Origin of the sequence: Candidatus Phytoplasma solani, assembly GCF_040126175.1 — a bacterium.
Classification (GTDB): Bacteria; Bacillota_I; Bacilli_A; order Acholeplasmatales; family Acholeplasmataceae; genus Phytoplasma; species Phytoplasma solani_A.
The window spans coordinates 131,404-157,909 of record NZ_CP155828.1; the positions used below are offsets into that span (position 1 = coordinate 131,404).

At 25.5% G+C, this 26,506-nt stretch carries 34 protein-coding genes and 2 pseudogenes; 5 read left to right on the plus strand and 31 right to left on the minus strand.

What is annotated here, in order from left to right; all coding sequences use genetic code 11:
* Window positions 1-3: 3 nt before the first annotated feature.
* The 25 genes and pseudogenes from PSOL_RS00690 to PSOL_RS00810 all read right to left on the minus strand — a co-directional run bounded on the left by PSOL_RS00690 (window position 4) and on the right by PSOL_RS00810 (window position 13,871).
* Window positions 4-318 carry a hypothetical protein gene (locus tag PSOL_RS00690; RefSeq protein ID WP_349402043.1) on the minus strand — a complete coding sequence of 105 codons (315 nt, stop codon included), beginning with the start codon at window positions 316-318 and terminating at the stop codon, window positions 4-6.
* Window positions 319-399: 81 nt separating this feature from the next.
* A complete protein-coding gene (locus PSOL_RS00695; RefSeq protein ID WP_349402044.1) occupies window positions 400-750 on the minus strand; it encodes an SVM family protein in 351 nt (116 codons plus the stop codon).
* Window positions 751-877: 127 nt separating this feature from the next.
* A pseudogene (locus tag PSOL_RS00700) lies at window positions 878-1,106 on the minus strand (hypothetical protein); the annotation flags it as partial.
* Between the two features lie 104 nt (window positions 1,107-1,210).
* The gene (locus tag PSOL_RS00705) at window positions 1,211-1,558 is read right to left on the minus strand and encodes an SVM family protein (RefSeq protein WP_349402045.1); all 348 of its coding nucleotides are present in this window, start codon (window positions 1,556-1,558) and stop codon (window positions 1,211-1,213) included.
* 88 nt (window positions 1,559-1,646) lie between these two features.
* A complete protein-coding gene (locus tag PSOL_RS00710; RefSeq protein WP_349402046.1) occupies window positions 1,647-2,135 on the minus strand; it encodes an SVM family protein in 489 nt (162 codons plus the stop codon).
* A 23-nt stretch (window positions 2,136-2,158) separates the two neighbouring features.
* A complete protein-coding gene (locus PSOL_RS00715) occupies window positions 2,159-3,313 on the minus strand; it encodes a hypothetical protein (protein ID WP_349402047.1) in 1,155 nt (384 codons plus the stop codon).
* A gap of 122 nt (window positions 3,314-3,435) precedes the next feature.
* A complete protein-coding gene (locus PSOL_RS00720) occupies window positions 3,436-5,118 on the minus strand; it encodes a DNA double-strand break repair protein Rad50 (protein WP_349402048.1) in 1,683 nt (560 codons plus the stop codon).
* A complete protein-coding gene (locus PSOL_RS00725) occupies window positions 5,118-6,341 on the minus strand; it encodes an AAA family ATPase (protein WP_349402049.1) in 1,224 nt (407 codons plus the stop codon). Before PSOL_RS00725 ends, PSOL_RS00720 begins: the two co-directional genes overlap by 1 nt.
* Before the next feature lie 56 nt (window positions 6,342-6,397).
* Window positions 6,398-6,994, minus strand: coding sequence for a hypothetical protein (locus PSOL_RS00730; protein WP_349402050.1), 597 nt, complete (start codon window positions 6,992-6,994; stop codon window positions 6,398-6,400).
* Entirely contained in the window at window positions 6,994-7,359 is a 366-nt protein-coding gene (locus PSOL_RS00735; protein WP_349402051.1) for a hypothetical protein, read from the minus strand. The genes PSOL_RS00730 and PSOL_RS00735 overlap by 1 nt, the downstream gene beginning before the upstream one ends.
* Before the next feature lie 35 nt (window positions 7,360-7,394).
* On the minus strand, window positions 7,395-7,967 hold the full coding sequence (locus tag PSOL_RS00740) for a DUF2963 domain-containing protein (RefSeq protein ID WP_349402052.1): 573 nt from the start codon (window positions 7,965-7,967) through the stop codon (window positions 7,395-7,397).
* 39 nt (window positions 7,968-8,006) lie between these two features.
* Complete coding sequence (locus PSOL_RS00745; RefSeq protein ID WP_349401992.1) at window positions 8,007-8,411, minus strand: hypothetical protein; 405 nt, start codon at window positions 8,409-8,411, stop codon at window positions 8,007-8,009.
* Window positions 8,412-8,756: 345 nt separating this feature from the next.
* A complete protein-coding gene (locus PSOL_RS00750; protein WP_349401991.1) occupies window positions 8,757-9,236 on the minus strand; it encodes a hypothetical protein in 480 nt (159 codons plus the stop codon).
* Between the two features lie 42 nt (window positions 9,237-9,278).
* The gene (locus PSOL_RS00755) at window positions 9,279-9,467 is read right to left on the minus strand and encodes a hypothetical protein (RefSeq protein WP_349401990.1); all 189 of its coding nucleotides are present in this window, start codon (window positions 9,465-9,467) and stop codon (window positions 9,279-9,281) included.
* A gap of 108 nt (window positions 9,468-9,575) precedes the next feature.
* Window positions 9,576-9,947, minus strand: coding sequence for a hypothetical protein (locus tag PSOL_RS00760; protein WP_349402053.1), 372 nt, complete (start codon window positions 9,945-9,947; stop codon window positions 9,576-9,578).
* A gap of 206 nt (window positions 9,948-10,153) precedes the next feature.
* Entirely contained in the window at window positions 10,154-10,444 is a 291-nt protein-coding gene (locus PSOL_RS00765) for an HU family DNA-binding protein (RefSeq protein ID WP_349401988.1), read from the minus strand.
* Window positions 10,441-10,713 carry a hypothetical protein gene (locus PSOL_RS00770; RefSeq protein WP_349401987.1) on the minus strand — a complete coding sequence of 91 codons (273 nt, stop codon included), beginning with the start codon at window positions 10,711-10,713 and terminating at the stop codon, window positions 10,441-10,443. The genes PSOL_RS00765 and PSOL_RS00770 overlap by 4 nt, the downstream gene beginning before the upstream one ends.
* Before the next feature lie 17 nt (window positions 10,714-10,730).
* Entirely contained in the window at window positions 10,731-10,916 is a 186-nt protein-coding gene (locus PSOL_RS00775; protein WP_349401986.1) for a DUF2963 domain-containing protein, read from the minus strand.
* Entirely contained in the window at window positions 10,865-11,032 is a 168-nt protein-coding gene (locus PSOL_RS00780) for a DUF2963 domain-containing protein (protein ID WP_349401985.1), read from the minus strand. The genes PSOL_RS00775 and PSOL_RS00780 overlap by 52 nt, the downstream gene beginning before the upstream one ends.
* Before the next feature lie 31 nt (window positions 11,033-11,063).
* Window positions 11,064-11,618 (minus strand): Panacea domain-containing protein, encoded by a 555-nt coding sequence (locus PSOL_RS00785; RefSeq protein ID WP_349401984.1) that lies wholly within the window; start codon window positions 11,616-11,618, stop codon window positions 11,064-11,066.
* Window positions 11,615-11,815 carry a hypothetical protein gene (locus PSOL_RS00790; RefSeq protein WP_349401983.1) on the minus strand — a complete coding sequence of 67 codons (201 nt, stop codon included), beginning with the start codon at window positions 11,813-11,815 and terminating at the stop codon, window positions 11,615-11,617. The genes PSOL_RS00785 and PSOL_RS00790 overlap by 4 nt, the downstream gene beginning before the upstream one ends.
* A gap of 19 nt (window positions 11,816-11,834) precedes the next feature.
* Window positions 11,835-12,647, minus strand: a complete 813-nt coding sequence (locus PSOL_RS00795; protein ID WP_349402054.1) for a DNA adenine methylase — start codon at window positions 12,645-12,647, stop codon at window positions 11,835-11,837.
* Window positions 12,637-12,828, minus strand: a complete 192-nt coding sequence (locus PSOL_RS00800; protein WP_349401981.1) for a hypothetical protein — start codon at window positions 12,826-12,828, stop codon at window positions 12,637-12,639. Before PSOL_RS00800 ends, PSOL_RS00795 begins: the two co-directional genes overlap by 11 nt.
* An 88-nt stretch (window positions 12,829-12,916) precedes the next feature.
* On the minus strand, window positions 12,917-13,231 hold the full coding sequence (locus PSOL_RS00805; protein WP_349401980.1) for a single-stranded DNA-binding protein: 315 nt from the start codon (window positions 13,229-13,231) through the stop codon (window positions 12,917-12,919).
* A gap of 4 nt (window positions 13,232-13,235) precedes the next feature.
* Complete coding sequence (locus PSOL_RS00810; RefSeq protein ID WP_349401928.1) at window positions 13,236-13,871, minus strand: sigma-70 family RNA polymerase sigma factor; 636 nt, start codon at window positions 13,869-13,871, stop codon at window positions 13,236-13,238.
* Between the two features lie 126 nt (window positions 13,872-13,997).
* Here PSOL_RS00810 and PSOL_RS00815 point away from each other — a divergent pair, with 126 nt between their 5' ends.
* The 4 genes and pseudogenes from PSOL_RS00815 to PSOL_RS00830 all read left to right on the plus strand — a co-directional run bounded on the left by PSOL_RS00815 (window position 13,998) and on the right by PSOL_RS00830 (window position 18,892).
* The gene (locus PSOL_RS00815; protein ID WP_349402055.1) at window positions 13,998-15,569 is read left to right on the plus strand and encodes a hypothetical protein; all 1,572 of its coding nucleotides are present in this window, start codon (window positions 13,998-14,000) and stop codon (window positions 15,567-15,569) included.
* 86 nt (window positions 15,570-15,655) lie between these two features.
* A pseudogene (locus PSOL_RS00820) lies at window positions 15,656-16,512 on the plus strand (hypothetical protein).
* Between the two features lie 24 nt (window positions 16,513-16,536).
* A complete protein-coding gene (locus PSOL_RS00825) occupies window positions 16,537-17,505 on the plus strand; it encodes an SVM family protein (protein WP_349402056.1) in 969 nt (322 codons plus the stop codon).
* A gap of 217 nt (window positions 17,506-17,722) precedes the next feature.
* The gene (locus PSOL_RS00830; protein ID WP_349402057.1) at window positions 17,723-18,892 is read left to right on the plus strand and encodes an IS3 family transposase; all 1,170 of its coding nucleotides are present in this window, start codon (window positions 17,723-17,725) and stop codon (window positions 18,890-18,892) included.
* Between the two features lie 368 nt (window positions 18,893-19,260).
* Here the strand turns inward: PSOL_RS00830 and PSOL_RS00835 are convergent, their stop codons facing one another.
* The 6 genes from PSOL_RS00835 to PSOL_RS00860 form a co-directional block, all read right to left on the minus strand.
* On the minus strand, window positions 19,261-19,875 hold the full coding sequence (locus tag PSOL_RS00835) for a hypothetical protein (protein WP_349402058.1): 615 nt from the start codon (window positions 19,873-19,875) through the stop codon (window positions 19,261-19,263).
* A gap of 450 nt (window positions 19,876-20,325) precedes the next feature.
* Window positions 20,326-20,616, minus strand: coding sequence for a hypothetical protein (locus PSOL_RS00840; RefSeq protein WP_349402059.1), 291 nt, complete (start codon window positions 20,614-20,616; stop codon window positions 20,326-20,328).
* Window positions 20,617-20,693: 77 nt separating this feature from the next.
* Entirely contained in the window at window positions 20,694-20,972 is a 279-nt protein-coding gene (locus PSOL_RS00845) for a hypothetical protein (protein WP_349402060.1), read from the minus strand.
* A 559-nt stretch (window positions 20,973-21,531) separates the two neighbouring features.
* Window positions 21,532-21,930, minus strand: coding sequence for a hypothetical protein (locus PSOL_RS00850; RefSeq protein WP_349402061.1), 399 nt, complete (start codon window positions 21,928-21,930; stop codon window positions 21,532-21,534).
* A gap of 742 nt (window positions 21,931-22,672) precedes the next feature.
* On the minus strand, window positions 22,673-23,542 hold the full coding sequence (locus tag PSOL_RS00855; RefSeq protein ID WP_349402062.1) for a hypothetical protein: 870 nt from the start codon (window positions 23,540-23,542) through the stop codon (window positions 22,673-22,675).
* Between the two features lie 71 nt (window positions 23,543-23,613).
* Entirely contained in the window at window positions 23,614-24,012 is a 399-nt protein-coding gene (locus PSOL_RS00860; RefSeq protein ID WP_349402063.1) for a hypothetical protein, read from the minus strand.
* 805 nt (window positions 24,013-24,817) lie between these two features.
* On the opposite strand from PSOL_RS00860, the gene PSOL_RS00865 reads away from it, so the two are divergent.
* A complete protein-coding gene (locus PSOL_RS00865; RefSeq protein ID WP_349402064.1) occupies window positions 24,818-26,461 on the plus strand; it encodes a DEAD/DEAH box helicase in 1,644 nt (547 codons plus the stop codon).
* Window positions 26,462-26,506 lie beyond the last annotated feature (45 nt).

A 26,506-nucleotide genomic window follows, 5' to 3' on the forward strand; every position in this document is an offset into this window, starting at 1 on the left:
TTATTATTTCCTTTCATATTCATAATTTTTTTCTGTTAATTTGTCAATTTTTTTATCTAATTTATTGAAATTAATTTGTGTTTCTTGTTTGAATTCATCTACTTTTTTTTCAACTTGATTGATGTTTTCTTTTAAGTGTTCGCTTTTTGAATTGATATTGTCTTTTAAGTATTCGCTTTTTGAATTGATATGTTCTTTTAAACTATTATGATTCATATAATAAAAGGTAATACCAAAGGACATAATAATGCCGATTAAAGAAATAATAATGCTGATTAAATAAAAAAACCAGTTTGAATATTGTTTTTCTTTTTGCATTTTTTTAATTCTCCTTTGTTTTGATTATTTTTTTATAATTTACTAATTGGTTTTTTGGTTGAATTTATTATATTGATTTTTTTAATCATTTAAAGATTTTAAAAGTGTTTTATATATTTTCAGTTGTTCTTTTTGATTATTAATTAATTTTGTCAAATTTGTTGATATTTTAGTAAGATTTTCAATTTTTTGAAGATTATTTCGATTATTTCTTTCTTGTGATATTTCTTTTTCTACATTAACTTTTTTGCTTGCATTTTCACGAATTTTATTTTTTATATTAACAATTATTTCTTCTATTGACGGAGCATTACTAGTTCCAGCTTCATTATTATTCATTGCCATTACTGAATTATTATTAATTAAAAATAATTCCAAGAAAATAAACAAACAAATATTTATTATTTTAAATTTATTTTGTAATTTAAACATTATTAATTGAAACTCCTTTGATTTTATTCCTCAGATGAGGTGATTTTGTAGAGGGAATTGAGGGAGGATAGGAGGGGTTGATTTTCTTTATTCATTTTTTTTGATTTTTCCTCCTTTTTCTAATTATTTATTTCTTTTCTAATTGTTCTTTGGTTTTTGTATTAAATTTTTTTGTATATAATGTTATATAGCCTTGTTTGGGGTTGAAGTGGAGGTAGTTAGGTTTTTTTGATGAAAAGATCTCTTTCATCTTTGTCTTTTGATATTCGGCATTCTACTTCATCCATGAAAAAGTCTTTGTCTTCTTCGAGTAACCATTTAGGGCCTTTGTAGTTTAGTTCTATGTAGTGATTTGAACGTTAGTTATATATGTTTTTCATCGCTTTTTTGTTTTTGTTAAATATAACCTTCAATTGAATATCGACTAAATATAATCTTAATTTTTATTTAATTTCTAAAATTATAATTTTTCATCTTCTGGAATTGTGTTTAAATTAAATTTGATTTCTTTTTTTATAATTTCTTTATTTTTTTTAATTTTGTTGTTGATTGTTATTTTTTGAAATCTCTTTTTTTGCTGTTTATTTAAGTATTTAAAATGTTGTGATATAAAATTTAATTTCTCGGGAATTTTTGAAGTATTAATTTCTTTTTCATTTAAATTATAATTAACAGGATTACTCCCGCTTGCCTCAGAATCATTTTGATTCATCGCAATTACTTGAACATTATTATTTATTAAAAATAATCCTAAACCAATAAATAAAAATAAATTTAAAAATAATAAATTATTTTTGATTTTAAACATTATTAAAATCTCCTTTTTTTATTCCTCAACTGAGGTGATTTCATAGAGTGATTGAAGGAAGGAAAGTGGTTATTTTATATAATACGATTTAATAAAATTCATTTAATTTGTATTTCAAATCAATATATATTTGTATCAAATTATTAATTTTTTGGATTATTTCTTGACGTTTATTATTCAATTCTTCTATTGTTGTTATTTGATATCTTCTACTTAAAAGTTTTATTTCTACTTGATTGAGTTTATGTAAATATTGCGAAACCTGGTAATTTATATCTTTTAATGTATTAAGCAACGCAAGCCTTTGATAAAGATTTTTAATTGTTTGATCTAAAATTTTTAATTGTTGTTTTAAATTCATAGTATTTAAATTAAGTTTATCACAATGTAAAATTTTATTAGATAAGTTTTCTTTTTTTAATGAAAGTTGATATATTTTATTATTTATTGCATTTTGATCATTTAAATTATAATTATCCATCGCCATAACTGGATTATTGTTAAATATAAACAAAAATCCTAAACTAATAAACAAAAATATATTAAATAATAATAAATTATTTTTGATTTTAAACATTATTAATTGAAACTCCTTTGATTTTATTCCTCAGCTGGGGGGATAATTTCGTAAAGAGAGTTGAGTTGAGAAATTGTGTCGTTTTTACTTCGTTCTTTTGAACTATCATAATCTCGTTGTAAATGATCTCTTAATTTGATGGCGTTGGATAACGTGCTTTCATACGATTTTTGTTTAATTTCTAATTTACCGATTTTAATTTCAACTTGTCTAATTTGTTTAACTATTTCAAGTCGTTCGTCTTGTAATTTAGAGATTTCGGCTTTTAAATGATTATAGTTGTTCTGTCTTGTTGTTCTAACTGATTCGGGTTGGTTTGGTAAATATTTGAATTGTTGTTGTTTTTCTTTTAAACTATTTATTTTATCGTTTTTTTCGGTTTCTTTTGTTTCTAAGTTGGTTTTTTGAAAATTCAATGAAGGAAATTGAGAATTAATTTCTTGAATTTGGCGATTATAATCATCGATTTCAGCTAATAAATCGTTTAAAGTTTGGTTTTGTTCTTGGCGTCGTTTTTTTGAAGCTAAATTTTGTACCAAATGTTTTCTAATTTTCTCAATTTCTATTTTTTCCTCTTGGGGAAGATTGTTTGGTAATAAAGTTTTGTCATCGGTTTCCGAAAGAATATAAGTTTTAACTTGATCGAAACGAGATTGAGTTGTTTTAAATTTAGATTTTTTATCGTTTCCTATTTTGGGTTTAATTGTTAGGGGGTTTTGTACATCTTTTAAATTTTTAAAACTTTTTTTTAATTCTTCAATTTCTTTTTCATAAAAATTCATTTTCTTAATCTTGTTTCTTTGAAATTCAGAAAAATAAATCCCATCAGGTTTTTGGATTCCTTGAAAATGAGTTTGTAATTCGTCTAATTTTGCTATCAACTGAACCATTTCGGGTGTGTTTATTTGATCTTCGTGTTCTTTATGAAATGTTGCCATTTCTTCGTCAAGTTCATTTAGAGACTTTATTTTTTCATCAATTTTATTCATTGTTAAATTATCTAAATTATCTTTATTCAACGTTAAATTATCCAAATTATCGCTTTTTTTAAAATTAAACCAAACTACCGCGCTTATAAAAACTATCACTAATACAATAATACCAATTATTATCGGTTTATTTGAACGGTTGGCAAGTTGATATTGGTTGTTTTGGTGATTCCCTTTATTATTATTCATAAATTTCATTTCCTTCCCGATAATAGTGATTATTATCAAATATTGAAATATGAATATATCACTATTATACAATTTTATATTTTACAATGTCAATGAAAAAGTTATTAGGTTAATTTTAATAATTATTTATTGGTAATCGGTTGAAAAAATTTAGCATGTTGTTTTTGTTTTTGTTTTTCTTTTAATCTTTGTTGAGCGCGATTGTAGTTTGGAGATTTATTTTTTAATTCTTCTTTTGTGTTTTCGATTTCTACGTTTAAATGTTCGAGTTTTTCTTCTAAATCAGATTGTTCTGTAAATAATTCTTTTGGGTTCGAAATTAATTTTATTTTAGTTTCTAATTCATCAGCGATATTTTGATATTCTTCGATTACAGTTCTTTCTCTATTTTTTCTTCGTTGATCATTATTTTTGAATTCACTTAATTGTTCTTTTTCTGCTTCGATTTCATTATTTAAATTAATACTTTTTTGATTATTTTTATATTCTTCTTTTTTCTTTTCGTAGTCTTTGTAATCGGCATCAAGTTTGTCTTTATCACGTTCAATACGAGCGCAAATAGAGTCATAAGTTTCTTTTGACATCATTTTAGGTGTTCCATCTTCATTAACAAAAAGGTCTTTGGCTAATTTAATTACTCGGTGAGTTTCATGAATTATTAACCCTGCTTTTGTTATGGTGCCAGCTAATTTTTTAGTTATTCCACCACCAATTGCTTTTAGCGCGGCACGTCCCCCGCAGGCATCTAAATAAAGTTCTGCACCTTGAAAAAGCGCGTCTCGAAGGTTACCGAAACTAAATTCGTGTTTTTTATCCCAGTCATCAAGGGCAGTTTTGGATGCTTCTGCGGCTTGGCGTAAAATTCCTAATTGTTTTCTTTCTGCACCGATAGTTATCATTTTGGCGTCAATTTCGTCAATGTTTTTTTGAATTTCGGCTTTGCGTTCTTCAGCGGATGTAATTTCGGCGAATAATTTTTTATCAAAAGAAGATAAGTTATCATAATCTCGTTGTAAATGATCTCTTAATTTGATGGCGTTGGATAACGTGCTTTCATACGATTTTTGTTTAATTTCTAATTTACCGATTTTAATTTCAACTTGTCTAATTTGTTTAACTATTTCAAGTCGTTCGTCTTGTAATTTAGAGATTTCGGCTTTTAGTCTAATTTTATCATCAGGTGAGGCGAGTTTTTCTTCTTCTTGTTTTTTAGCTATTTCTTTGTCTTTTTTGGTTTTTTCTTGTTCTTGTTCTTTTAGTTGCTCTTTTAAAGTATTGATGTTGTTTTCAGTTTCTTGTTTTTGAGCTTTGATATCAGGAATTTTTGATTCGGTTTGTTCTAAAAGTTTTTTAATTTTTTCTTTTTGTTCTTGGTTGATTTCTTTTTGTTCATATAATGTTTTTAATTCTTTTTCACATTTCTTTAATTCGCCTTCCCAATCGGATTTGAGTGCTTTGTAATCGTTGATAGTTTGGTCGTATTTGTCAATAGCTTTGTCGATTTCACCAATTAATTGGCCGACATATTTAGAGGAAGGTTCTTTTGGTTTATAAAAAAAACAAAAATAAATGAAACCTAATATTGTTATGAGGATTAAAAATATTAGTAAATAGCCTTTCCAAGATGTGTGAGAGTTTGAATTGGAAGTTGGTTTTTTGTGTTGACTTTTTTTAATTCCTTTGGTTTGATTATACTTTGGTTTAAAGAAAATAAATATTCCAAAGATGGCGCTTGCTAGCAAAAACCAAATTAAATAAGATTTAAAAGTAAAATAACTTTTCAATAAGACTAAGGGTGATAACATTATTTATCACCTCCTTTCTTTTGGTTTTCGATTTTTTCTAATATTTCGGTGTTTGGGGAAATTATTATTTGATAAGCTTGTTTTAAGTCATCTTGATTGATTTCGTTTCTTCGTGTTTCGCCTTGTCCTCGGTTTTTGGCGAAGATGGTTACTGTTGTTTTTAAAAGGTTTTCTAAAGTTCGGTTCGCTTTTAAAAATTGATGGTTTTTAGGCAAGTGTTCTAAAGCTTCGTTGATGATTTCAAATAAGTATTGTTTAGCTTCTTGGCTATAAGGGTTTTTACGTTTTTTAATCATGAATTCTAAAAACTGTTTTCTTTCTTCTTTATTACCAGGTTTTACTTCGATGTTATAAGTAAATCTTGATTTGATAGCTTCATCAATTAGTTCCTCATGGTTAGTCGCACCAATAATGAAAATAGGTTTTTCAGGGTTGTTTTCCATGGAAGTCATTTCGGTTTTGAATTGGTTAACAACGTTGGCGATTTCTGAACCTGCTTCTAAACTTACTAAATCAGTAAAAATAGTTTCACATTCATCTAAAAAGATAATGGCGCCATTTTTATTGTCTGCTTCTTCTCTAGCTGCATCAAATAAATCTTTGACCATTTGAGGTGCTAATCCTTTATATTTTTGGGAGAATAAAGAACTAGAAACTTCAAAAAAAGGTAATTTCGTTTCTTTGGCTAAGGCTCTCGCTAAAGTGGTTTTACCTGTTCCTGGGCACCCAAACATTAAAATTCCTAATGGTGGTTCTATTTCACCAATTCCTTGGTAATTTTCTTTGTTTTTAAGGTAATCCATAAATCCTTCTCCCGCTTTTAACTCTTCTTTAAAACCAATTAATTGATTAAAAGATAAGAATTTTTGAGGATTAGAAGGTTTAAAAGAGGGATCTTCTTTGGCGGGTTGTTGATATGATGTTGTTAATGTTTCTGATTTAGGTTGTAATTGAGTTTGAAATTCTTTTATGAATTCATGATTTTGAGTTGTTATTTCATTTTTTAATTCATTTTGGGTTTGATGGATTTGGGTTTTTACTTCTTGTAAGTTTTTATTTTGATTTTCTAGTCTTTTATGATGATTGGTTATTTGTTTTTCGGTTTCGATTAAAGTTTGATGGTGAATCCACACATAAGTGCCTAGACAAAAAGAAACAAACAAAAGGATAATGGTAATTAATAGATGTTTTGAAACTGGTTTGTGGTTTATTTTATTTTTCATTTTTCTTCCTTTCTTATGAAAAAAAGACCAAGAAAAACTTGGTCTTCGTTGATAAATTATGCGAATTGAGTGATTTTGTTTTCAATTTTTGTACCACCACCAAAAGATTTTCCTTGGGAGTCAACTAATTCGTAATCACAAATTAATTCTAATTCAGGATTTTTTTCTTCAATAATTTTATCTTGTTGGATGCTGATTTTAATATTTATAATTCCAACCCCGTTTGAGAAAGTCATTAAAGGACGTTTGGCGTCTTGATATCCCGAACCGTTACATTCGGTGTATACAGTAAAATAATTGTTAGGGTTGGCAAAAGTGTTGTTTGTATTGTGTGTATATAATATTTTTAAATATAAAGGAGTGGTAATTTCCATACCGTTTGAATGCAAAATGGCTTTATGTTGGATATCGATTAAATGTTTATATTTTTTTTCATTTAAGTTTGGGATGGGGATGGGTAAAAGAGATTTTTCTTCATTATTTCCCCCTACTCTTTCAACGGTGAAACTAGGAATAGCATTCATTAGTTTAATTTTTTCTTTTCTTTGTTTGGCAAAAAAATTGTCTAAAGCGGCAATAGTTGCAATGGCAAAAAATAAACTGATAAAAACCACTAAAGTGGCAAAGATTTTATTTTTAGTTTGAAGTTTCATTATTTTTCTCCTTTAGGTTTAATTTTTTTCGTTTGTTCGGTTGGATTGGGTTCATTTTCTTTTTGGTTGATTTTTATATCGTCGGTTTTTTGTGTTGATTTATTTTGTGGTTGGTTTAAAGTTTGTGTTGGTTGGGACTTTGGTAAAAAGGGAATTTTGTTGTCGTGGTAGTTTATTGCTACAATGAAAACAAAATGCAAAATGATAGTTACATAAGCGATAATTTTTAAATAATTTATTATTGGTGATTTCATATTTTTGTTCTCCTTTGGATTTGTTATAGTTTGTGTTGATTGTTTAGTTGTTTTTATAATTGGTGATTTTTTTGGTTTGAGTTTGTTTTTTATAGGGGTTGTTTTTGACATAATATTTTCTCACTTTCTTTATTTAATTTTTGATTTTAATAACCACAATATTCGCAATTGCATTCGTGGTCGTCATCATCTTCGGGAAAATTTTCAACCTCTTCAATTGTGCCGTCGGATTTGTAGTAGGTTGATTTGGTTTCGTTTCCTGTTTGGGGGTTGTATTCGGTGATGTACCAAATTGTTGTGCCGTTGGGGCGGAATGTGGTTTGTTTGATTGGTTTATTTGTTTTAGGATTGTATTCGATGATGTAGTCGATTGTTGTGCTATTGGAGTTGTATTCGGTTTTTTTGGTTTGGTATCCTGTTTTGGGGTCATATTCGTCGATGGAACTAATTGTTTTACCATTGGAGCCGTAATAGGTTTCTTTGGTTTGGTATCCTGTTTGAGGATTGTAGTTGGCGATGGCTTCGATTTTACCATCAGAACCGTACCAGGTTTGTTGGGTTTGGTATTCTGTTTGAGGATCGAATTCTTCGATGTACCAAATTGTTGTATTGTCGGAATGGAATGTGGTTTGTTTGATTACTTTATTTGATTGGGGGTCTAGTTCTTGGATTCCTTTGTAACCATATTCGTTGGTTGTTTCTTTTTTTATTGTTTGCATTTTTTTAATTCTCCTTTTATTTTTAGTTTGGTTCATCGGTTAGTTTAATGTGATTTCTTCATATTCTTTTATTTCGTTGGTTTGATTTATTGGGAGTATTTCTTTTTTTATGATTTTTAATTTTCCGTTTATATCACTTTCGAAAATAATTTTTATGTTTCCTTGCTTTAAATAAAATGTTTTTGGTTTGATTCCAAAAATGAATTTAATGAAATTTGATATTCCTTTCAAAATAAAGGTGAAAAAATTAAAAAATATTTCAAAAAATCTTAAACAAAAATTTATAATTACATCAAAAATTGGAATAGACCACAATACTGGTAAAATGATGACATAAATTAAAATAAATCTAATTATGAAATTTGATTCGCGATGCCAAAATTCAACAATTAATTTTAATATTGTTTCAATATAATTTATGAATTTAATTAACCAATTAAACATGTTTTATCACTTTTTGGGGAGTGAAAAACTCAATTGTTTTTAAATTCTTTATTCGTTTTAGTGCGAATTTTGTTGAAAAAAATATAATAATTGGAATTGATAGGACTGTTATAAAAAAAATCCATTTAAAAAAAAATTGACTTAAGTTTTTGAATTGTGTTTTTGACATTTTTTATTTCTTTCTTTTGTTTTTTTTAATTCTTGTTTATTCATTTTTTTTGATTTTTCCTTTCTTTTTTTGGTTAAAAAATTATTTAGTTAGTTAGGTATTTGAAGGTTTTATTGAGGTTATTTTTTCACCGTAGTGGTTGGTTGTTTCTTTTTTGATTGGTTTCATTTTTTGTTTTATTTCTTTTTGGTTTCTAATTGAAGTTTTGATTTTGCTATTTCTTCGTTTAATTTAGTTATTTTTTTATAATTTTCATTTAGTTCGTTATTTTTTTGTAATAATATTTTATTAACTTTTTCCATTTCTTCACTTGCTATTTGCTTTTTATGAGCTTCGTTATTTTCAAATTTTTTGATTAATTGATTAAAATATTGTTTTCTTATTTCTTTGAATGCTTCTGATTTGGTTTTTGAAACTTGGAATAATTTAGTAAGTTTTAAAAAAACATTTAATTGGAAATAAACGATCGCGATAATTGAAACAAAAGGAATGATTTCTAATTTTAACTTTTTTAATTCCTCTATTTTGAAATTTGGATAAGTTATTTTTGTTAAATAAATTATAAAAACTTGGATTGAAATTAGATAAATTGTTTCTATAAAATTAGAAATAAATGTAAAGTGGGGTTTGGTTGGTTGGTTTTCTTGAGTTTGCACCAAATCACCTCCTTTCTTGGTTTGGTTTTGGTGACATTATTTTTATTTGTTTTGTTTGTTTTCGTTAGATTTTTCATCTTTTTTAGTTGAGTCTGATTTTTCAACTGTTGGATTTGAATTGGTTTGTGACACTTTTGCTGATTTAAATGGTTGGAAAAACCAAATTGAAACAGCTACGATTACTGACACAACAATAGCCGCTGTGAATGCGTATATTTGTTTATTTTCCATTTTTTATTTCTCCTTTCTAATGATTTATTTAATTAAAACAGTTTTATGACTTGTTTAGGGCAATATTTTTAGTTTTTTTAATAAAAAAGCTAGTTTTAAACTAGCTTTTTATTTATGATCGTTGGCATCGTTGGCATCGTTGGCATCGTCTTCGTCAATGAAATCGATAATTTCAATGTTTTCATCTTTACAATAATCAAATAAATTATTGATTTCATCATCAAGTGATTCAAGCGTATTTTTACTAATGTCGTTTTGAAGTTCATAAAAATAATCGTGAATTGATGATAAAAAGGAGTTGATTATTTGTTTGTTGTTGTCGGTTAAATTTTTTGAATATTCAATTTCATCTGAAACATCTACATTCCAAACAGTACCATTTACAGCTTCTACAAATTCGTGATAATCTAAATATTGTGCGTCTCCTGTCAAATAAGTAACGGACGGCAAAAACTCTAATAATATTTTTTTATTATTCATTTTATTTTATTTCTCCTTATTTTTTGTTTAGAATAATACGGATAGTTCAATTGCGTTTTATTAGATGTTTTGTGTCATCCTTTTATTTACAGTTAACCACATTCCGACCGTGTGGGAGAGAGTGAGTTGCTAGGTATGGGGTTTTTCATAATTTATTCTCTTTCTTGCCTTTTGTGATAATTGGGTATTTTTGGTGGCTTTCTTTGTTAATTTAATTCCAATTCTTTAACTAAATCTTTGATGGTTTTAGAAAGTTTGAAAGTTACTACTGTTTTAGCAGGAATTTTTAGTTTTTTACCTGTTTGAGGGTTTCTTCCTATGTAGGCTTTTCTTGATTTTAAAATAAATTTACCGATAGAAGGTGATAAAACTACTTCAGCGGTGGATGTTATTGCCTCATTCAAAGCAAATTCAAATGAGTTATAAAATTCCTCAGTTTTTGTGATTGAGGTTTTATTAATTTCGGCGATTTTTTTAATTAATTCTTTTTTATTCATTTTTTGGGTTCTCCTTTTATTTTTAGTATTTCTTTTAATTTATTAAATTGGATTTTTAATTCATCGCTTTCTTTTTGAATTAAATATAAATTTTTAAATTGTTGATACATTTTATCATAATTAAAAGAAAATACAACTTGCGCGTCTTTACTAATTGGAAGTAATGCTTTTAAACATATGATAGTTGAATTTATTTCATTTTTTAGTAATTCGTATTTAATTTTGTTTAAGTTTTTCCCTTCTTTTGTTAATGATTGGTATTTTTCCATTTTTTTCTCCTTTTTGTTTAATTTTTATTATATTTTTGTTGTTCGGTTTTGACAAATTCGCTGTCTGAATAGTGGATTTTTATGTGTTTTCCTGTTTGTGGGTCGAATTCGTGGATGCGCCAAACTGATTTTCCGTCGGGTTGGAACCAAATTATTTTGGTTTTGGTTCCTGTTTGGGGGTCAAATTCGTCAAAATGATCCAAATTGATTTTCCGTCAGGTTGGAATGTGGTTGATTTGATTAGTTTACGTGTTTGGGGGTCTAGTTCTTGGATTACTTTGTAACCATATTCATCGGTTGTTTCTTTAATTATATTCATTTTATTTTATTTCTCCTATTTATCTGATTTATTATATTTTTTTGAGATTTTTTATAAAATAATTTTTTATTATTTCATCTTTAATAACGTTTTTAGACCAATCTTCGTTATTATCCCAAGCTGATTGCCAAGGAGCTTCTTGATGCGTCACATTAGTTAAACTAGTAGGCGCTTTATTTCCATATAATTCTATTATTCTATCGATTAAAACACGATGATCGTTTGTTAAGTGTTTTTCTTCTCCTTTTTTAGTTCCGTGACAAATTGGTTTGTAGGTATAACGTTTAAATTCATTATATAAATTAGGGAAAACAGGACCGTGAAGCCACGCTTCGATTGGTTCTTTAAAAATTGGTTGATTATTTTCAACTAAATATTTAGCGTAACAATAATAAGTTAATTTTTGTAATTTCATATTTGTGATGGCACTCTTATTTTTTTTAATAATATAATTGGCGACATCAAAAATAGTGATTTCGTTATTTTGATTATTCATAATTTTTTTCTTTTTAGTTGGATTTTTTGGTTTTTTTGATCGGTCTTTAAAGTAAGTTCCATGATACGCTTCTGACATTCCATCGCTCATATTTTTTCCTCCTTTGGGTTTATTGAAATTAATATTAAAAATAAAATATTTTGCAACAAAATTCCAAATGTTGTAATGTGAAATACAGCTTTTGCACTTAATTCAAAATAATCAATTATTTTGAAAACAAAAAATGTACTTAATAAGGAGTATATAGTGGTTGCAAAAATAGGAAATGAAGAGTTTTTTAATTTCATATTATTTCTCCTTTGGAATTTAATAATTACTGATAATAATTTCTTCTAAAATATTGCTTTTTGTTAAACAATGTGAGGTGGTTGTTTTGACGGTTGTGATATTAAAATCTTTAAATAATTCGATTATTTCAGGTGAATTATAATTGGTGTATAACCATTTTACATTACGGTGATGGGCGCTTTTTAACGTTTTATAAAGTCTTATATGGTTGTCAAATGTAAATGCTTTTTGATAAAAAGCTTTATCTTTGATGTCTTTCCGAAAATATGGTGGATCGACAAATATAAAATCATTGCTTTGTGATTGGTTGATTACGCTTTCAAAATCTATATTTAAAATTTTTGAATTGGTGGAATTATTTTTATTTTTTTGTAATTCTTCTAAATCAATAATTGGGCTTTTAAATTTGTTTTTGTAACCAAAACTCATATATATTTTTCCGTTTTTTTGATATCTAAAAATGCCGCGAAAAGCATATTTCAATAATACATAAAAAAATGAATTTTTAACAACGCAGGGATTCATTTTGTTAAAAATATTTAATAAAAGTTTATAGTTTTCTTTTTGTGAATGTTGATTGTTGGTTTTATATAATTGGGTTTCAAAATTAATAACATTATTACAAAATAAAACTGGTTCGTTTAATGCGTTTTGCCAAAGTTGAATTAAATTAATATCATTATCGTTTAAAATGGCTTTTTTAGGGTTTAAAGTTTGAAATAATATCCCACTTCCTAAAAAGGGTTCGTAATAGGTGTTGTAATTTGAGGGTATTTTGGTTAATAATTGAGGAATCATTTTCTTTTTACACCCTATCCAATTAATTTTCATTTTTTCGTTGCTCCTTTAACCAAATATAAATTAAAAAAACAACATCAGAAACAAGGCTTATTGTTGTGTTGGCTTTGATCCCTAAATTAAAATCAAAAAATAAAATCATAAGGTTTGTAATTATAAAACCGATATATGTAAAAGTTAAAATAATTAAAATATTTTTTGGTTTTAAGTTCATTTACTTACTCCTTAAATTAATTTGTTAAATTACTTATCTTTGATTTGGGTATAAAAAAAGTCCTTTTAGGGACTTGGTTTTGTAAATATTATTTGGATTTATTATCTAAAAAGATAACGTTTTGGATAATTATTTTGGTGGTAGTTCGTGTTTGGCCTTCGAGGGTGGTATATTTTTGGATTGATAGGGTGCCTTCGACATATATTTTTGAACCTTTATGTAGGTATTTGTGGCAGTTTTCGGCCTGAGTTCTAAAAACCACACAAGGGGTGTATTGTACTTTATCCTTGTTGTTGATTGCTAAATTGAAATCTATTTTTGGTATTTGTTCGTTGTTACTATTAATGTATTGTTTTTCTAAGTTATGGGCGATATTGCCGATTAATTGAACTTTGTTTAACATTTTTTTATATTTTCTCCTTATTTTTTTTATTATTTGGGGTTAGTTTTTGAATGGCGTGTTCTTTTAATTTTTCTATTTGTTTTAAAGTTAAATTTAATTTTGTAGCTATTTCTTGATTTGTATATGTTGGTTGATGTGTGTCGTTAATGTTTTTTGTAGTAACGCCAAAACTCAAACAAATAACGTTGAATTCATTTTTACTTAGTTTGGTTTTTAATTTTTTTATTAATAATTCGTGTTTTACTTGTTTTAACCATAATTGATGCGGATTGGGGATTTTGTCGTAAATTGTTTGTTGTGAGTGTTGGTTTTCGTTAAAACTGATATTTCTTGGTTTGGTGGTTTTTTGGGGGATTGAAGGGGAATGGCTTTTTCTTATTAATTCGCGGATTTCCGATTTGATGGTGGGAGTAGCGTAGGCGATAAAGTCGTAACCTAAGTCATGGTAATTATTTAGGGCTTTGATTAAACCTAAAATCCCTTCCTGGTATAAATCCTCTTTAGTCAAAACTCGCGGATAGAAATTAAATTTGTTTGATAATTTTTTTGCTAACGGATAATGAAGTTCAATTAATTGATTGCGGGCCTCTAAATTCTTTTTATTTTTTAAAAAATCTTTAAATAATTTTTGTCTTAACATTTTAATCCTTTCTAAAAACGTTTTTAGAAAAGATATGAAATTATTTTTTTAGTCTTTAAAACAAAAAAAGACTAACTTAATAGTTAGTCTTAAAGAATTTTTAAAAAATAAAAAGTGTCTAAAGTTTTGGAACAGTGCAAATTATTAACTGAACAAAACAAAATAAACACAATCAACCAAGAATTAGGTAGTCTTTCACAACAACAAATCTCTTTACAACAAGAAATATCAATTTTAACTCAAACTTATGAGGAATGGCAAAAAAATTGTGAAATTAAAGCTAACGAAACATTATCAACTTACGATAATAAAGATGGTATATATTATTCTCCTGTGCCTTTTCAAATAAAAATAAAACCAATTTTACATGCAGAAGATATGGGTGATTGGTATTGTAATAGAGGTTTCCAAGATAAAAATATAACAACAATAGATAGTTATAAAACTGAAATTAACGGAAATGATGTTTATTATATACGTTATAGTGAAAGAAGTAGTTATATAGGAACTTTGACTCATGATGATAAAAGTTGGTTTATGGATGTTGAAAATTATAAAAATGGTCCTAATAAACAAGAATATTGGGAATTAAAATTTAGTCACGATGTAAGTACTACTCCACCACCAAATAAACTCGATAATTATAAATCCATATTAGAAGAAAAAACAAATAATTTAAATGAAATTACGCAACAATTAAACAATAAACAAGAAGAATTAAATAAACAAAAAAATGAAATTACTGATTTAATTACCAACCAAAAATCTGATGACACTTTACAACAAGAATTAAACAACAAAGAAACTCATATCAAAAACTTAAAAGACGAAATGCAACAACTAGAAATTAAAGAACAAGGTTTTAGAAGTGAAATAGATACTTTAAAGTTAGAAAATAAAAACCTTAAAGAAAAATATACTAACGTTTTAAATAAAATTCAAAAAGAACTTGATACATACAAAACTGAAAACGAACAACTAGAAAAAGAAATGCAAGAAATACAAGATGAATTAGTTAAAAATGGAAATGCCAATGAAGCATTAGTCAACCAATTAAACACTAAACAATCCCAAATAAAAGAGTTAAAAGGCAAAATCAACACCTTAGAAGCCAATGAAACTCAATTACAAGAAATCATCAAACAAAAAGACGAAGAAATAGCCAAATTACAACAAACCATCCAAGAACAAGCAGAACAAATTATGAAACTAACTGCTGAAATTGAAAGCAACATGGAAACTTTCAAACAACAAGCAATGAGAATTAAACAACTAGAAGGCGCAATCGCAGGACTTGAAGGCGCTAGTGGTTCATTAGGTTTGGATAACAAAGAATTGCAACATGAAATTGAAAAACTAAAAGAGCAATTGAAAACCGAACAAAACGCACATGAAGCAATGAAAAGGCAATTAGACAAACAAATCCGTGAAGTAGAAGTTGATAGACTAAAATTAACCACCGACGCAAAGGAATTAAGAAATAAAACCACCAATTGGCAAAAAGGTGTAGAAAGAACAGGAGCATTGATTACAACAGGACTTTCGGTTAAATCAGGGGCTGTTTATGGTGCCGCAGCTGGTTCTGCCCTTTTACCAGGTGTTGGCACATTTATTGGTGGACTTGCTGGTGCAGCTTTAGGTGGTGCAACAGCTGTTGCAACAAAATGGGACACATTCAAAGATTGGTTTGGTTGGTAACAATAATGCATATTTTTTTGCATTATTGTTTTGTTTGTGTTAAAATGAAAGTAAGTTAAAATAATAAAAAAGGAATCAAGATTAGAATGGAGTTATTTAAATTATTAGTTATTATAGGTATTTTGGGTATTATTTTTTTATTAATTCCTTTATGGATTTGGTTTATTCAAAAACGAGAAAATACAAATAGGATTAAAAAAGTTAATATAAAGACAGCTTTGATTGTTTATTATGTCATGATGTCTATTATAGTTCTTGCTTTTGGAGTGTTTTTGTTTTTAGATATAAAATATGATATCACCAAAACAAAACCCAAAATTTACACCATCCCCGAAACCAAAAAAGAAACTCATGATGAATGGTTTCAAGCAGAAAGTAAAAGCGGAAGAGACGAAAAGGGAGAGTATAAATATATACCATCATATAGAATTGATTATAGCGAAGAAGATAAGGAAAAAAATAAAAAACATAAAAGCTAACGAATTAGAATTAACAGTAAATGGTATTAAAATCGAAGGTACTCCGATGATTAAAAGAACCTACACTTTCTACGGACTCGCTGGTCTTGGACGCGGAAAACACACCGAACACAAACCAACTGACCTCGCGCCATTCATCAAAAACCCATTTGACAAATGGTATGATGGAAATTTAACTGTAGACCAGTTTCGCGGTTTCCACACAAAAAGACAACATAAAGACTCACAATTTGACGACCATATGCTTGTAGATCCATCAAATCACTACATAGAACTAAACTACGAAGGCCCTAAATGGTTACTCGAAGAAGACGAAGATTTTTTCATGGATGAAGTAAACTGCATCTCAAACAAAAGAAAACCTGAAGGCAGTTTGGCCGACAAAACCTACTACCTCCACCTTCAACCCCAAACAAGGCTACATCACCCTATACACACAAAAATTTAATACAAAAGAGAAATAAATAATTAGAAAGCGAGAAATATTAATGTTTAAATTAAAAAAAGAGAGTATTTTTTTTAAAATAATTTTATTTATTGGTTTAGGATTATTTTTAATTACTAATAGTCATAAAATTATGGCAATTAATGTTGAAGATATTCCCACAAAAACAAATATGCAAATTCACGATATTTTTCTAGAAAAAGTAGAAGATATATCATATTATGTAATAAATAATAATTATTTTGAATGTTTTACTTCTTTAACTTTAGAATATCCATGCTATAATGGAACAAACACTCAACATGAACTTAGTTGGATGATTAAACCACCATATTATTGGATAATCCAACAAAAACCTGTTAAATTATTGTGTGTTGTGTTTGATAAAGGAATTAGAGATAAAATGGATGATAAATACACCTTAGAAGATTTGATTCAAATGGGAAATGGCGCTTCAAATATGTATATTTTTTGGTTAAAAAAACCATTAAATTTAAATTCTAAAATCAATGAAACAAAAAATATAAAAGATATAAATAAACAAATTTATAATCATCTAGAGATAAAATTTCAAAAAAAAGAAATAGGTAAAATAAATAATCAATTAAATTTATTGCAAAACCAAAAATCACAATTAGAAAACCAATTATCTTCAAATAAAAAAGATTTAAATAAATTAGAGCATGAAATTAATCAAAAACAGGCCGAGGTTGAATCAAAAAAGCAACAATTAATCGAGCAAATTAATTTATCAAAAGAAGAAAAAAAACAACTAAATTCAGAAATTAACACTTTAAAAACTGATATCAACCAAGAAAAAGTTAATTTTGAAGTTCAATTATCTCTCAAAGAAGAGGAAATCGATCAATTAAAAAATAAATTAAAGTTATTAAAAGCAGAATTAGAAAACGAAAAAATAAAATATCAAAAAATAATAATAACTTTAGAACAAAAAATAAATACTTATTCAGGAATTTTAGATTCATTATATAAAAAAATTTTTCATTTTTAAAGAAATAATAAAAATTAGAATTTAAAAAATAACTCTAGAGTTATTTTTTTATAATTGACAAACAAATTTACAAAAGAAAATAAATAAACTTCTTTAAAACAACAATAAAATCTTTTTTAGAAGGTTTATTGTTGTTTTTTTTATCAATATAAATAACAAATAAAAAGTTTTTTAACAATAGCAACTTAAAAATTAAGGATATGTTAAAAAAACAGAAATGAGCTTAGAAATGGAGAAGAAATTAAAATCATATTCTTTGGATACTAAATTAAAGGCTGTTGTTTTAAAACAAGAAGGGAAAAAATGTAACGAAATTAAAGAAAAATTTAAAATTAAAAACCGTAGTCAAATTTATAAATGGGTTTGGTTATATGAATTATATGGTCCATCTTATTTTGACAAAGAACCCAAAGAGGAAGAATCAGAAAATGAAATTAATTTGATTAAAAGAAAAATCAAAAGAAAAGTTAATGCTAGTTTGAAAAAAAATAGGAATTTTTATTTAGAAATTATTAATGAATATCAAGGTGATATTTCATTGAATCAATTAACTAGATGGTTAAGTATTTCTAAAAATAGTTATTATCGGTGGATAGAACAAAGTAGTAATCCTAGGCCGCACAATGACTTAGAAAAAGCCTTATTTCAAATATGTAAACAAAATTCATATATTACTACTGATGGCAAAAGAAAAAGACGCCTTGGATATCGTGTAGTTCATCAAAAATTAATTGAACTTAAATTTAAAATTAATCCTAAAACTGTTTTAAAAATGATGCATAAATTTGGTTTGTTATCACAAAGGATTCAACGTAAACATCAATATTATTATGATTTAGCGATTCAAAAAGAATCTAATTTAAAAAATTTAATTAAAAATAATTATCATGCAACAATACCTTTTGAAAAATTATGTACCGATATAACCTATATTACTTTTGGGCCTGAAAATAAAAAAATATTTGTTTCAGCAATAATGGATTTACATAACCGCGAGATTATTGGTTATAATATTTCTAAAGTTGCTGATGTTAATTTTGTGATTGATACTTTGAAATCTATCCCTAAATTAACAAATCCTTGTGTTATGCATTGTGATAGAGGAAGTGTTTATACTTCTAAAAGGTATAAAACTAGTTTAAAAGAAAATAATTTGATTGCTAGTTATTCGGCAAAAGGTATGCCAACTGATAATGCATGTATGGAATCATTTTGGGCCAACATGAAACGCGAAACCATCCATTATGAAAAGATGCAAAAGTTAAATGAATCACAAATTGAAGAAATCATTAGTGATTACATTAGTTATTATAATATTTATCGCAAAATAAAAGTATTAAATTATTTATCGCCTTTGGAATATAAAAATAAGTGTTATCAAAAATAATTAAAATAATATTGTTTAGCGCCCTTCATTAGAAAGGGCAATTTGTGTAGGTTTTTTTAAAATGTTATCTCAAAACGTTCTTAAATTAAAAATTCAAATACCCACCGGTACCTAATTTATCTTTTCGTTGTTATTGTTATAAATATTAAAATTAATGGAAGTTGCAATTTCGCAATCATCTATTTTAACACCATCGTGATGTCCTCTCCACGAAAGACGCCTTAATAAATGAAGACACCTTACTCAATAATTTAATAAGAGGGTTGGTAGGAGGGTTGGTAGGAGGGTTGGTAGGAGGGTTGGTAGGAGGAGGATTGTCAAACTTTGTTTTGATTTCAATATAATTTGTTTTGTTATTAATATGATAATTATTGTTGGGTACCATCATAGAAAATTTCAATACAAAAACTAATACTGGGCGCTTTTTCTTTTAATAAATTAAAAGCGTTTTCATTTTCTTTTTGTTCTAAAACCTTGTTATCTAACGAAATTAATGTTGAAATTTGCATTTCTCCTTTTAATGTTGGTTTGTTATTATTATGGTTGTTGTATATTTGTGTTTTTACACCATCAAACCAGGTGTGTTTAGTTGTTAAAGCGCTTGTTAATAAAGTTTCTATTTGTGTTGTTTCTTCGTTGTTTAATTTTGTTTTAGTTTCTTCAGTTAAAGTTAAAACTGGGTTTTTTAATTCTAAAAGTACACTAGCGTTATCAAACGATTTTAAAGTTGTTTTAACTTCAATTTGGTCTACGTCATTTGGCATTTTTGTTTGATTAGTAGGAATTAAATTGCCTTGTGTTTGATCGGTTTTTACGATTTTTAACAATTCAGTGGGAACACTTAATTTAATAGTAGATGTGTGCTTTTTGCTTAATTTATGCCACATTAAAGCACATATGCCCCCACCAATAAATATAATAATTATTAAAATAATAGCTACAAAACTAATAATTATAGTTCTTTTATTCTTTAAACAATTCATTTTTTATCCTTTACTATTAATTTTTTTAATTTTATTTTAAAATGATTTTTTTTAGTAATTGTTTTTTTATCACTCTGCACTGTTCCAAAACTTTAGACACTTTTTTATTTTAAAAAACATCATTTAAAATGCATAAAATAAAAGGTAAACAACCTATTACAACAGTCCAAATGATAAAAATAGACTGGTTTTATCAACAACACTTCTTATGTTGTGATAAAAAAATATTGCCAAGTATTCAAATTATCTATAATTGTTTTTTTTACCTTCTTAATTAAGATTTCATTTTTTTATAATGATTACTAAAAAAACCATTTTGCAGTCTTTTAAAAGCTACTTTATAACTGAACACAATTATAAAGAAAATAATCAAAAAAAATATTTTCAAAATAAATTTAATAATTGTACTTATACTTATATCTTTGAACATAAAATCACCAAACTTTTTAATTAATTTTTAAAAAACATGTGTTTAAAGAATAAAAAGATATAATGCAATACTTTACAAACTAAAAAAAATATTGTAGAAACAAAAGGATAACATAACAAACATAACCATAAAGTAAATACTTTAGATACGATTGCTTGATGCTTTTCTAAAACAATATAAAACCAAAAATATTTTAAGAAAAAATTATTAACTTCATTAAGACCAGGTATTTTATATATATACAATAAAAAATATTGATCAATCCAATCAATTACCTTTGGTAATAGTAAAAAAAATTTATTTAAAGTCATTTATATTCACCTAAGAAATATTTTCATTAATATTTTTTTTATATTTTAAATAAAAAGTTATTTTTTTATAATTAATTTTAATTTCTAAAACTGTTAGACCATCGATTTATTATTTGCGATATATTTTTAGCTTCTTCTAAGGTTATTTTGCGATTATCAATATTTTTATCCATATTACTTAGAAATTCTATCATTTCTTTAACCACAATGTTATCTTTAATAAATTTTTTCATCATCATACAACAACACAAAAAAGAAGTAATAGACATTGCCATTAACAAATAAAAAGGTGCGTCATAAGAAATGTTTTTATCATATTTGTTCCAACTTAAAATTCCGAATAAAATCGATAACATAAAAAGCAGGAATACCACTTTTTTTAAATTATTTTTATCTTTACTGTTTTTTTATATTTAATTCATTATTCATTATTTTTTACCTCTTTTGTTGTATGTAAATAACAAAAATATTTTTGATACTTAGTGTTGTTTATACTTAATTTAAGTAAAAATCAAAAGTTTTTAATTTTTTTTATAGTTTAGTTTTCATTAAAAATAATTTCTTTAATTTTATAAATATCGGATTTAAAGATATAATGTTTATATTCTGTTATTTTAGTTGGTTGTTGTGTTTGAAGATTATAGTCTGTTATGAAAGCGATTGTTTCATCTTCAAAACATTTAATTCTTTGTATTAAAATACCTAAAGTAAGATCAAATATGTCTATTTATCCTAATTGTTCTTTTGAAAGGTATAACCAAGGAAAAATTAGTATTATAATATATTATTTTGATAATTTTTCCTTGTTGATTGTATATTTTTTTCTTTATGAAAAAAATCACTAAAAAAACCCATTTTTATATTCTTCCTTGTTATTTTTTTTATATTTCTAAATAATTATATTTTTTATTTTTTTTAATATCTTGGTGGATATTGAGGATTTTGTGGTGGATATTGAGGATTTTGTGGTGGATATTGAGGATTTTGTGGTGGATAAAGGGGATAGGGTGGGTTTTGCGGGTAAAAAAATTGTTTATCTTTTTTGCCACTAAAACAAATAAAACCAGAAAGAACAATTAAAGATATATGAATTGCATATATTTTAATCAAGTGTTTTTGATCCCATTTAATTTCTGCTTGTTCCGCTAATTGACGTTTATTTTGGTATTCACTGTCGTTAGGATTTGCTAAAATTAAATCTGTTAATTCTGGGATATAAGTTTGCTTTATTTGAGAAATCAATCTAATGTATCCCCCTAATAAAATGGGCGTTAAAACTAAAAAACCGATTACTCGTCCCAAAGAAAATTTCATAATATTTTAATTAAACTCCTTTTTTAGTTTTTATTATATTTTAAATGTTTATTTTATTGTAATAAATAACTCAAATGTTTATTAGTTGATAATTATTTTTGAAAATAATATTTTAAATTCTTACTTTGTTTTTATATTTATTTATTATTTCTGAAATTCTTCCAATTAAAAATTCAACTAGGAATTCAAGACCATGTTATAGAGGTTTGTGACGATCGGTTATCAAACCTTTAATTTGAATATTTTGTTTTGTTTGATTAAAATGATAATTATTGTTGCACACCAACATATTCAATTGCAAGTTCAAAGTGCACACCGGGGGAACTTTTTTCTTCAATACTTCTTCATTTTCTTTTTTTATCTAAAACATCATTATTTAGCGAAATTTCAGTCTTTACTTTTTACCGTCGGTTTTTGTTTGCAATATATGGAATTTTGTTGCTTTATTGAATAATAAAATGTTTAGTATTTAAAGTGGTTTGTAACAAATTAGTAATTGTATTCATTTCATTTTTTTATTTTTTTCTTTCGATATTTGGTTTTAAAGTGGTTGTTTTTTTTATTCTTTTAAAATATATCAAAAATAAATATTCAACTAGTTTTGTTTAAAAATATTCATCTCAACTAAAGTTATTTATCGTTGTTAAGAGTGTGTGACAAATAACTTCATTTTAAGCAATAAAGTTTTTTAGTTTATTGTTTTGATGATAAATGAAAGAATTAGAACAATATATAATTATTCCTAATCTTTCATATTTGATAAATAATTTTGATTAGTTTTTGATATCATATCATTAACAAATGATGTTAATTTTTTTAGAAACTCTTTTTGAACTTCTTTATTATCGAAAAATAATCCAAAAAAATGGTCTTTGTCTTTAAGATAAAGTGCATCTAGCAATGTATTTAAATTTTTAGTTTCTTGATTTTCTTTAATAAATTTTTTAACTGTGTCTAATTGTAAAAGTTTAGCTTCTTGAAAACAAACATTTAATTCTTTATAAAGTCCAGTTCGTTCGCCTTCATCCATTTTTCTATGTTTAAATTCTTCAATCCATTTTTTAATATTTGTTATTTCCAATAACTCAAAATAAATTTTAGTATTACTAAATTTTTTTAAGTATGTTTCTTCAGTTTTTGGATTATTTAGCGTTTTGTCTAATTCTTTTTTAATTTTAATTTTTAAATTTTCAAAAACAGTAAAAATATTTTTTATATCAATAATCTCTGCAATAATTGTTTTTGCATCAGTTAAATATTCTTTATTTAAATCTTGACATAATTTATCCCATATTTTATAATCTTCATGATCAAAAGAAACTTCATCAGTTTTCTTTTTAATTGTTTTAATCATTTGAGGAATTCTTTTGTAATTTTCATTTTCTAAATTAACTAGATATTTGATATTTTTATACATTATAGTAATTAATCCCGCTAAAAATAATTCTAATAAAACAAAAAAGATAATAAATTGGTATTTCATATCGGAAAAATAACACCAAAAAAACCATAATGTACCACAAAATACTAAAATACTAAAAAATGAAACAATAAAAAACAATTTAAAATTTTTATCAGATTTAAATTTATATTTAAAATTTCTACCAAACATTATAATCAATCTCCTTGTTTTTTATAATATATGATTAAAAAAATTACTATTTTAAAAATAAAATAAAAAAATTAAGATTCTTTATTGGATTTTTTAAAGATGCAGTTTATAACTTGAATATTATAGATAAGAACAAAAACTATATATCCTACAAAACCCCATCTATAAAATAAGACATAATTATTGCATAATTCAAGATTGTTAGTATAAGTAATTTTTTTAAAGAAAAAATCATAAAAAACAGAAGAATTAGTTAATATATTTTCATCAATAAACCTTGTAGATAACAAAATATTGATAGTTTCATGACATAAAAAAATCGTGATAAAAAATAATAATGGGGTAATAAAAAAATTTAATAATAATAATTTTACTACAGGTAAAAGGATAACATTGTTTTGTGGTTCAGCTATTTTTTTGCTAATTGGTTTTTTTCTAGGAGAAGTTTTTACATTTGCACTTTCAGCCATATTTTTTTCCTTTCTTTTTTTATATTTTTCTAATTAAAATTAATAGTAATTTGAGAAAAATAATCACTATTAGTTTTAATTATACACCAAAAAAAATAAAAAGACAAGTTTAATGCTCAGAAAAATTAATTTACTAAAACTTTTACTTATTTTTTATTTTTTTATTTTTTCCAATTAATAAAAAAATATAACCAAATGAACTAAATTTTTTTATTAATAACAGTTTTACATGATTGCAACTTTTTTTAAAATCTCTTATATCAAATAAAAAGAAAATCCATTATTTACAAAAGTTATAAAAATAGATAAAAGGGTTGTTTTTTTATGCTTTTAAAAGTATAATATAAGAGATACAGTAAAAATTTATGAAATGTTAAAATCAAAAAAACTATTATAAAAATAATATAACTATTCTATTTTTTTGAAGTTATTTTATAAATTCAAAACAAATGATGTTTCGATGAAAATAAGTGTTTTATTCAATATTGAATAATAAAATAAGACTTTTAAAAAAACTTAAAAAATATTTTTTATTCAATTGGTGAAAACTTTTTTTGCTTGTTTGATGAAAACAACTATTTTAATTTTCAAAAAGTTTAAAAAACAATAGTTTGAAAATAATTCTTTCTTGTTTGGATATCTTTTAAAATAAACTAACAGATAACAACCAAGGTCTTATCTTACAATTCAACCTTCTTCCAACAATCTTTAAAAGTATTCAGAAGTGTTTGTGTAAAAACATTTTATATTTTTTACTTGTATAAATTTATTTTAAATATCAACAAAAGAAAGAAATGAGGAAATTATGAATACTTTATTCGAACAATTACCCATCTTAGAACAAACTAAAAAAGCTTTAAAAGAGCTTAATTTTATTGAAGCAACACCAATTCAAGCTTTGGTAATTCCAGAAATTATTCAAGGACATGACATTATTGGACAAGCACAAACAGGAACTGGGAAAACATTTGCTTTTGGGATACCCATTATTGAAAAAATTGATCATAAATTGGCTAAAACTCAAAGTTTAATTTTATGTCCTACTAGAGAATTAACTTTACAAGTATATGAAGAATTAAAAAAACTACTCCGTTTTTATCCTGAAATCAGGATTGCTGTTGTTTTTGGTGGTGAATCTTACACTAAGCAATTTATAGCTTTGGAAAAAAAACCACATTTAATTATTGCGACCCCTGGAAGAGTTATTGATCACATAGAAAGAGGAAAAATTGATTTATCAGCTTTAAAAATTTTGACTTTAGATGAAGCAGATGAAATGTTAAAAATGGGATTCCAAGAAGCTTTAGAAACTATTTTAAAGCAAATTCCCAAAGAAAGACAAACTGTTTTATTTTCTGCCACCTTACCCCTTTCTATTAAAAAAATAGCTATCAAATATCAAAAAAATACTAAAATTTTGCAAGTTCCTAACAAAACAATTGCTGTCAATGCGATTGAACAATTTTATTTCTTAGTCAAAGAATTTGATAAAAATAAACTATTAGTACGTTTATTAGACTTAAAAAGAGATTGTTCAACAATTTTATTTGCTAACACCAAAAAAGATGTTGATGAAATTACTTCTTATTTACAAGAAAAAGGATTTTTAGCTGATGCTGTTCATGGAGATTTAAAACAAAATCAAAGACAATATGTGATGAATAATTTTCGTAAAAATAAAATCAAAATTTTAATTGCTACCGATGTAGCCGCAAGAGGACTTGATATTTCCGATATTAAAATGATAGTTAACTATGACTTACCTCACGAAGATGAAGTTTATGTTCACAGAATCGGAAGAACTGGACGCGCCGGTAAAAAAGGTTTGGCTTATAGTTTTATTAGTCCAAGAAAAATAAGTCAACTAAAAAAATTAGAATATTATTTAAAAGAAAAAATTACTTTTTTAGAAATTCCTTCTATTGATGAAATTAAACAACAAATTTTAAAAACTTTTGAAAAAAAAATATTAGATATTGTTGAAAAAAATAGCCAAGAAAAAACTGATTATCCAATTATAGAAAAATTATTACAAAAATTTGTTCCCGAACAAATTATTCAAGGATTGTTAAAACATATTTTACCAAAAGAAAGAAATTATTCAGATATTATTCCACCGAGAATTATCTCTAATAATAACTCTTTTACACCTAGAAAATTTGGAGAAAATCGCTTTCATAATTCTAAATTTAACTCTTATAGTTCTTATAATAGAAATGATTTTATTGAAGTAGTAGTTAATCTTGGTAAAAAAGATAACATTAACCCAACAATCTTAATTAAATTATTAAAAGAAGAATTTCAGATTTATGGAAAAAATATCGGTAATATTAAACATTTAACTCATGAAACTATTTTTGAAGTGGCAAGTCGCTTTTGGCATCAACTAAAAAATAAATCTAACGTTTTCTTCCAAAACAAAACTTTAATTATTAATAAAAAAGAGTAAAAAGGTAAAAATAAGATTTATAAAATTTTTTCTTATAATTAATAA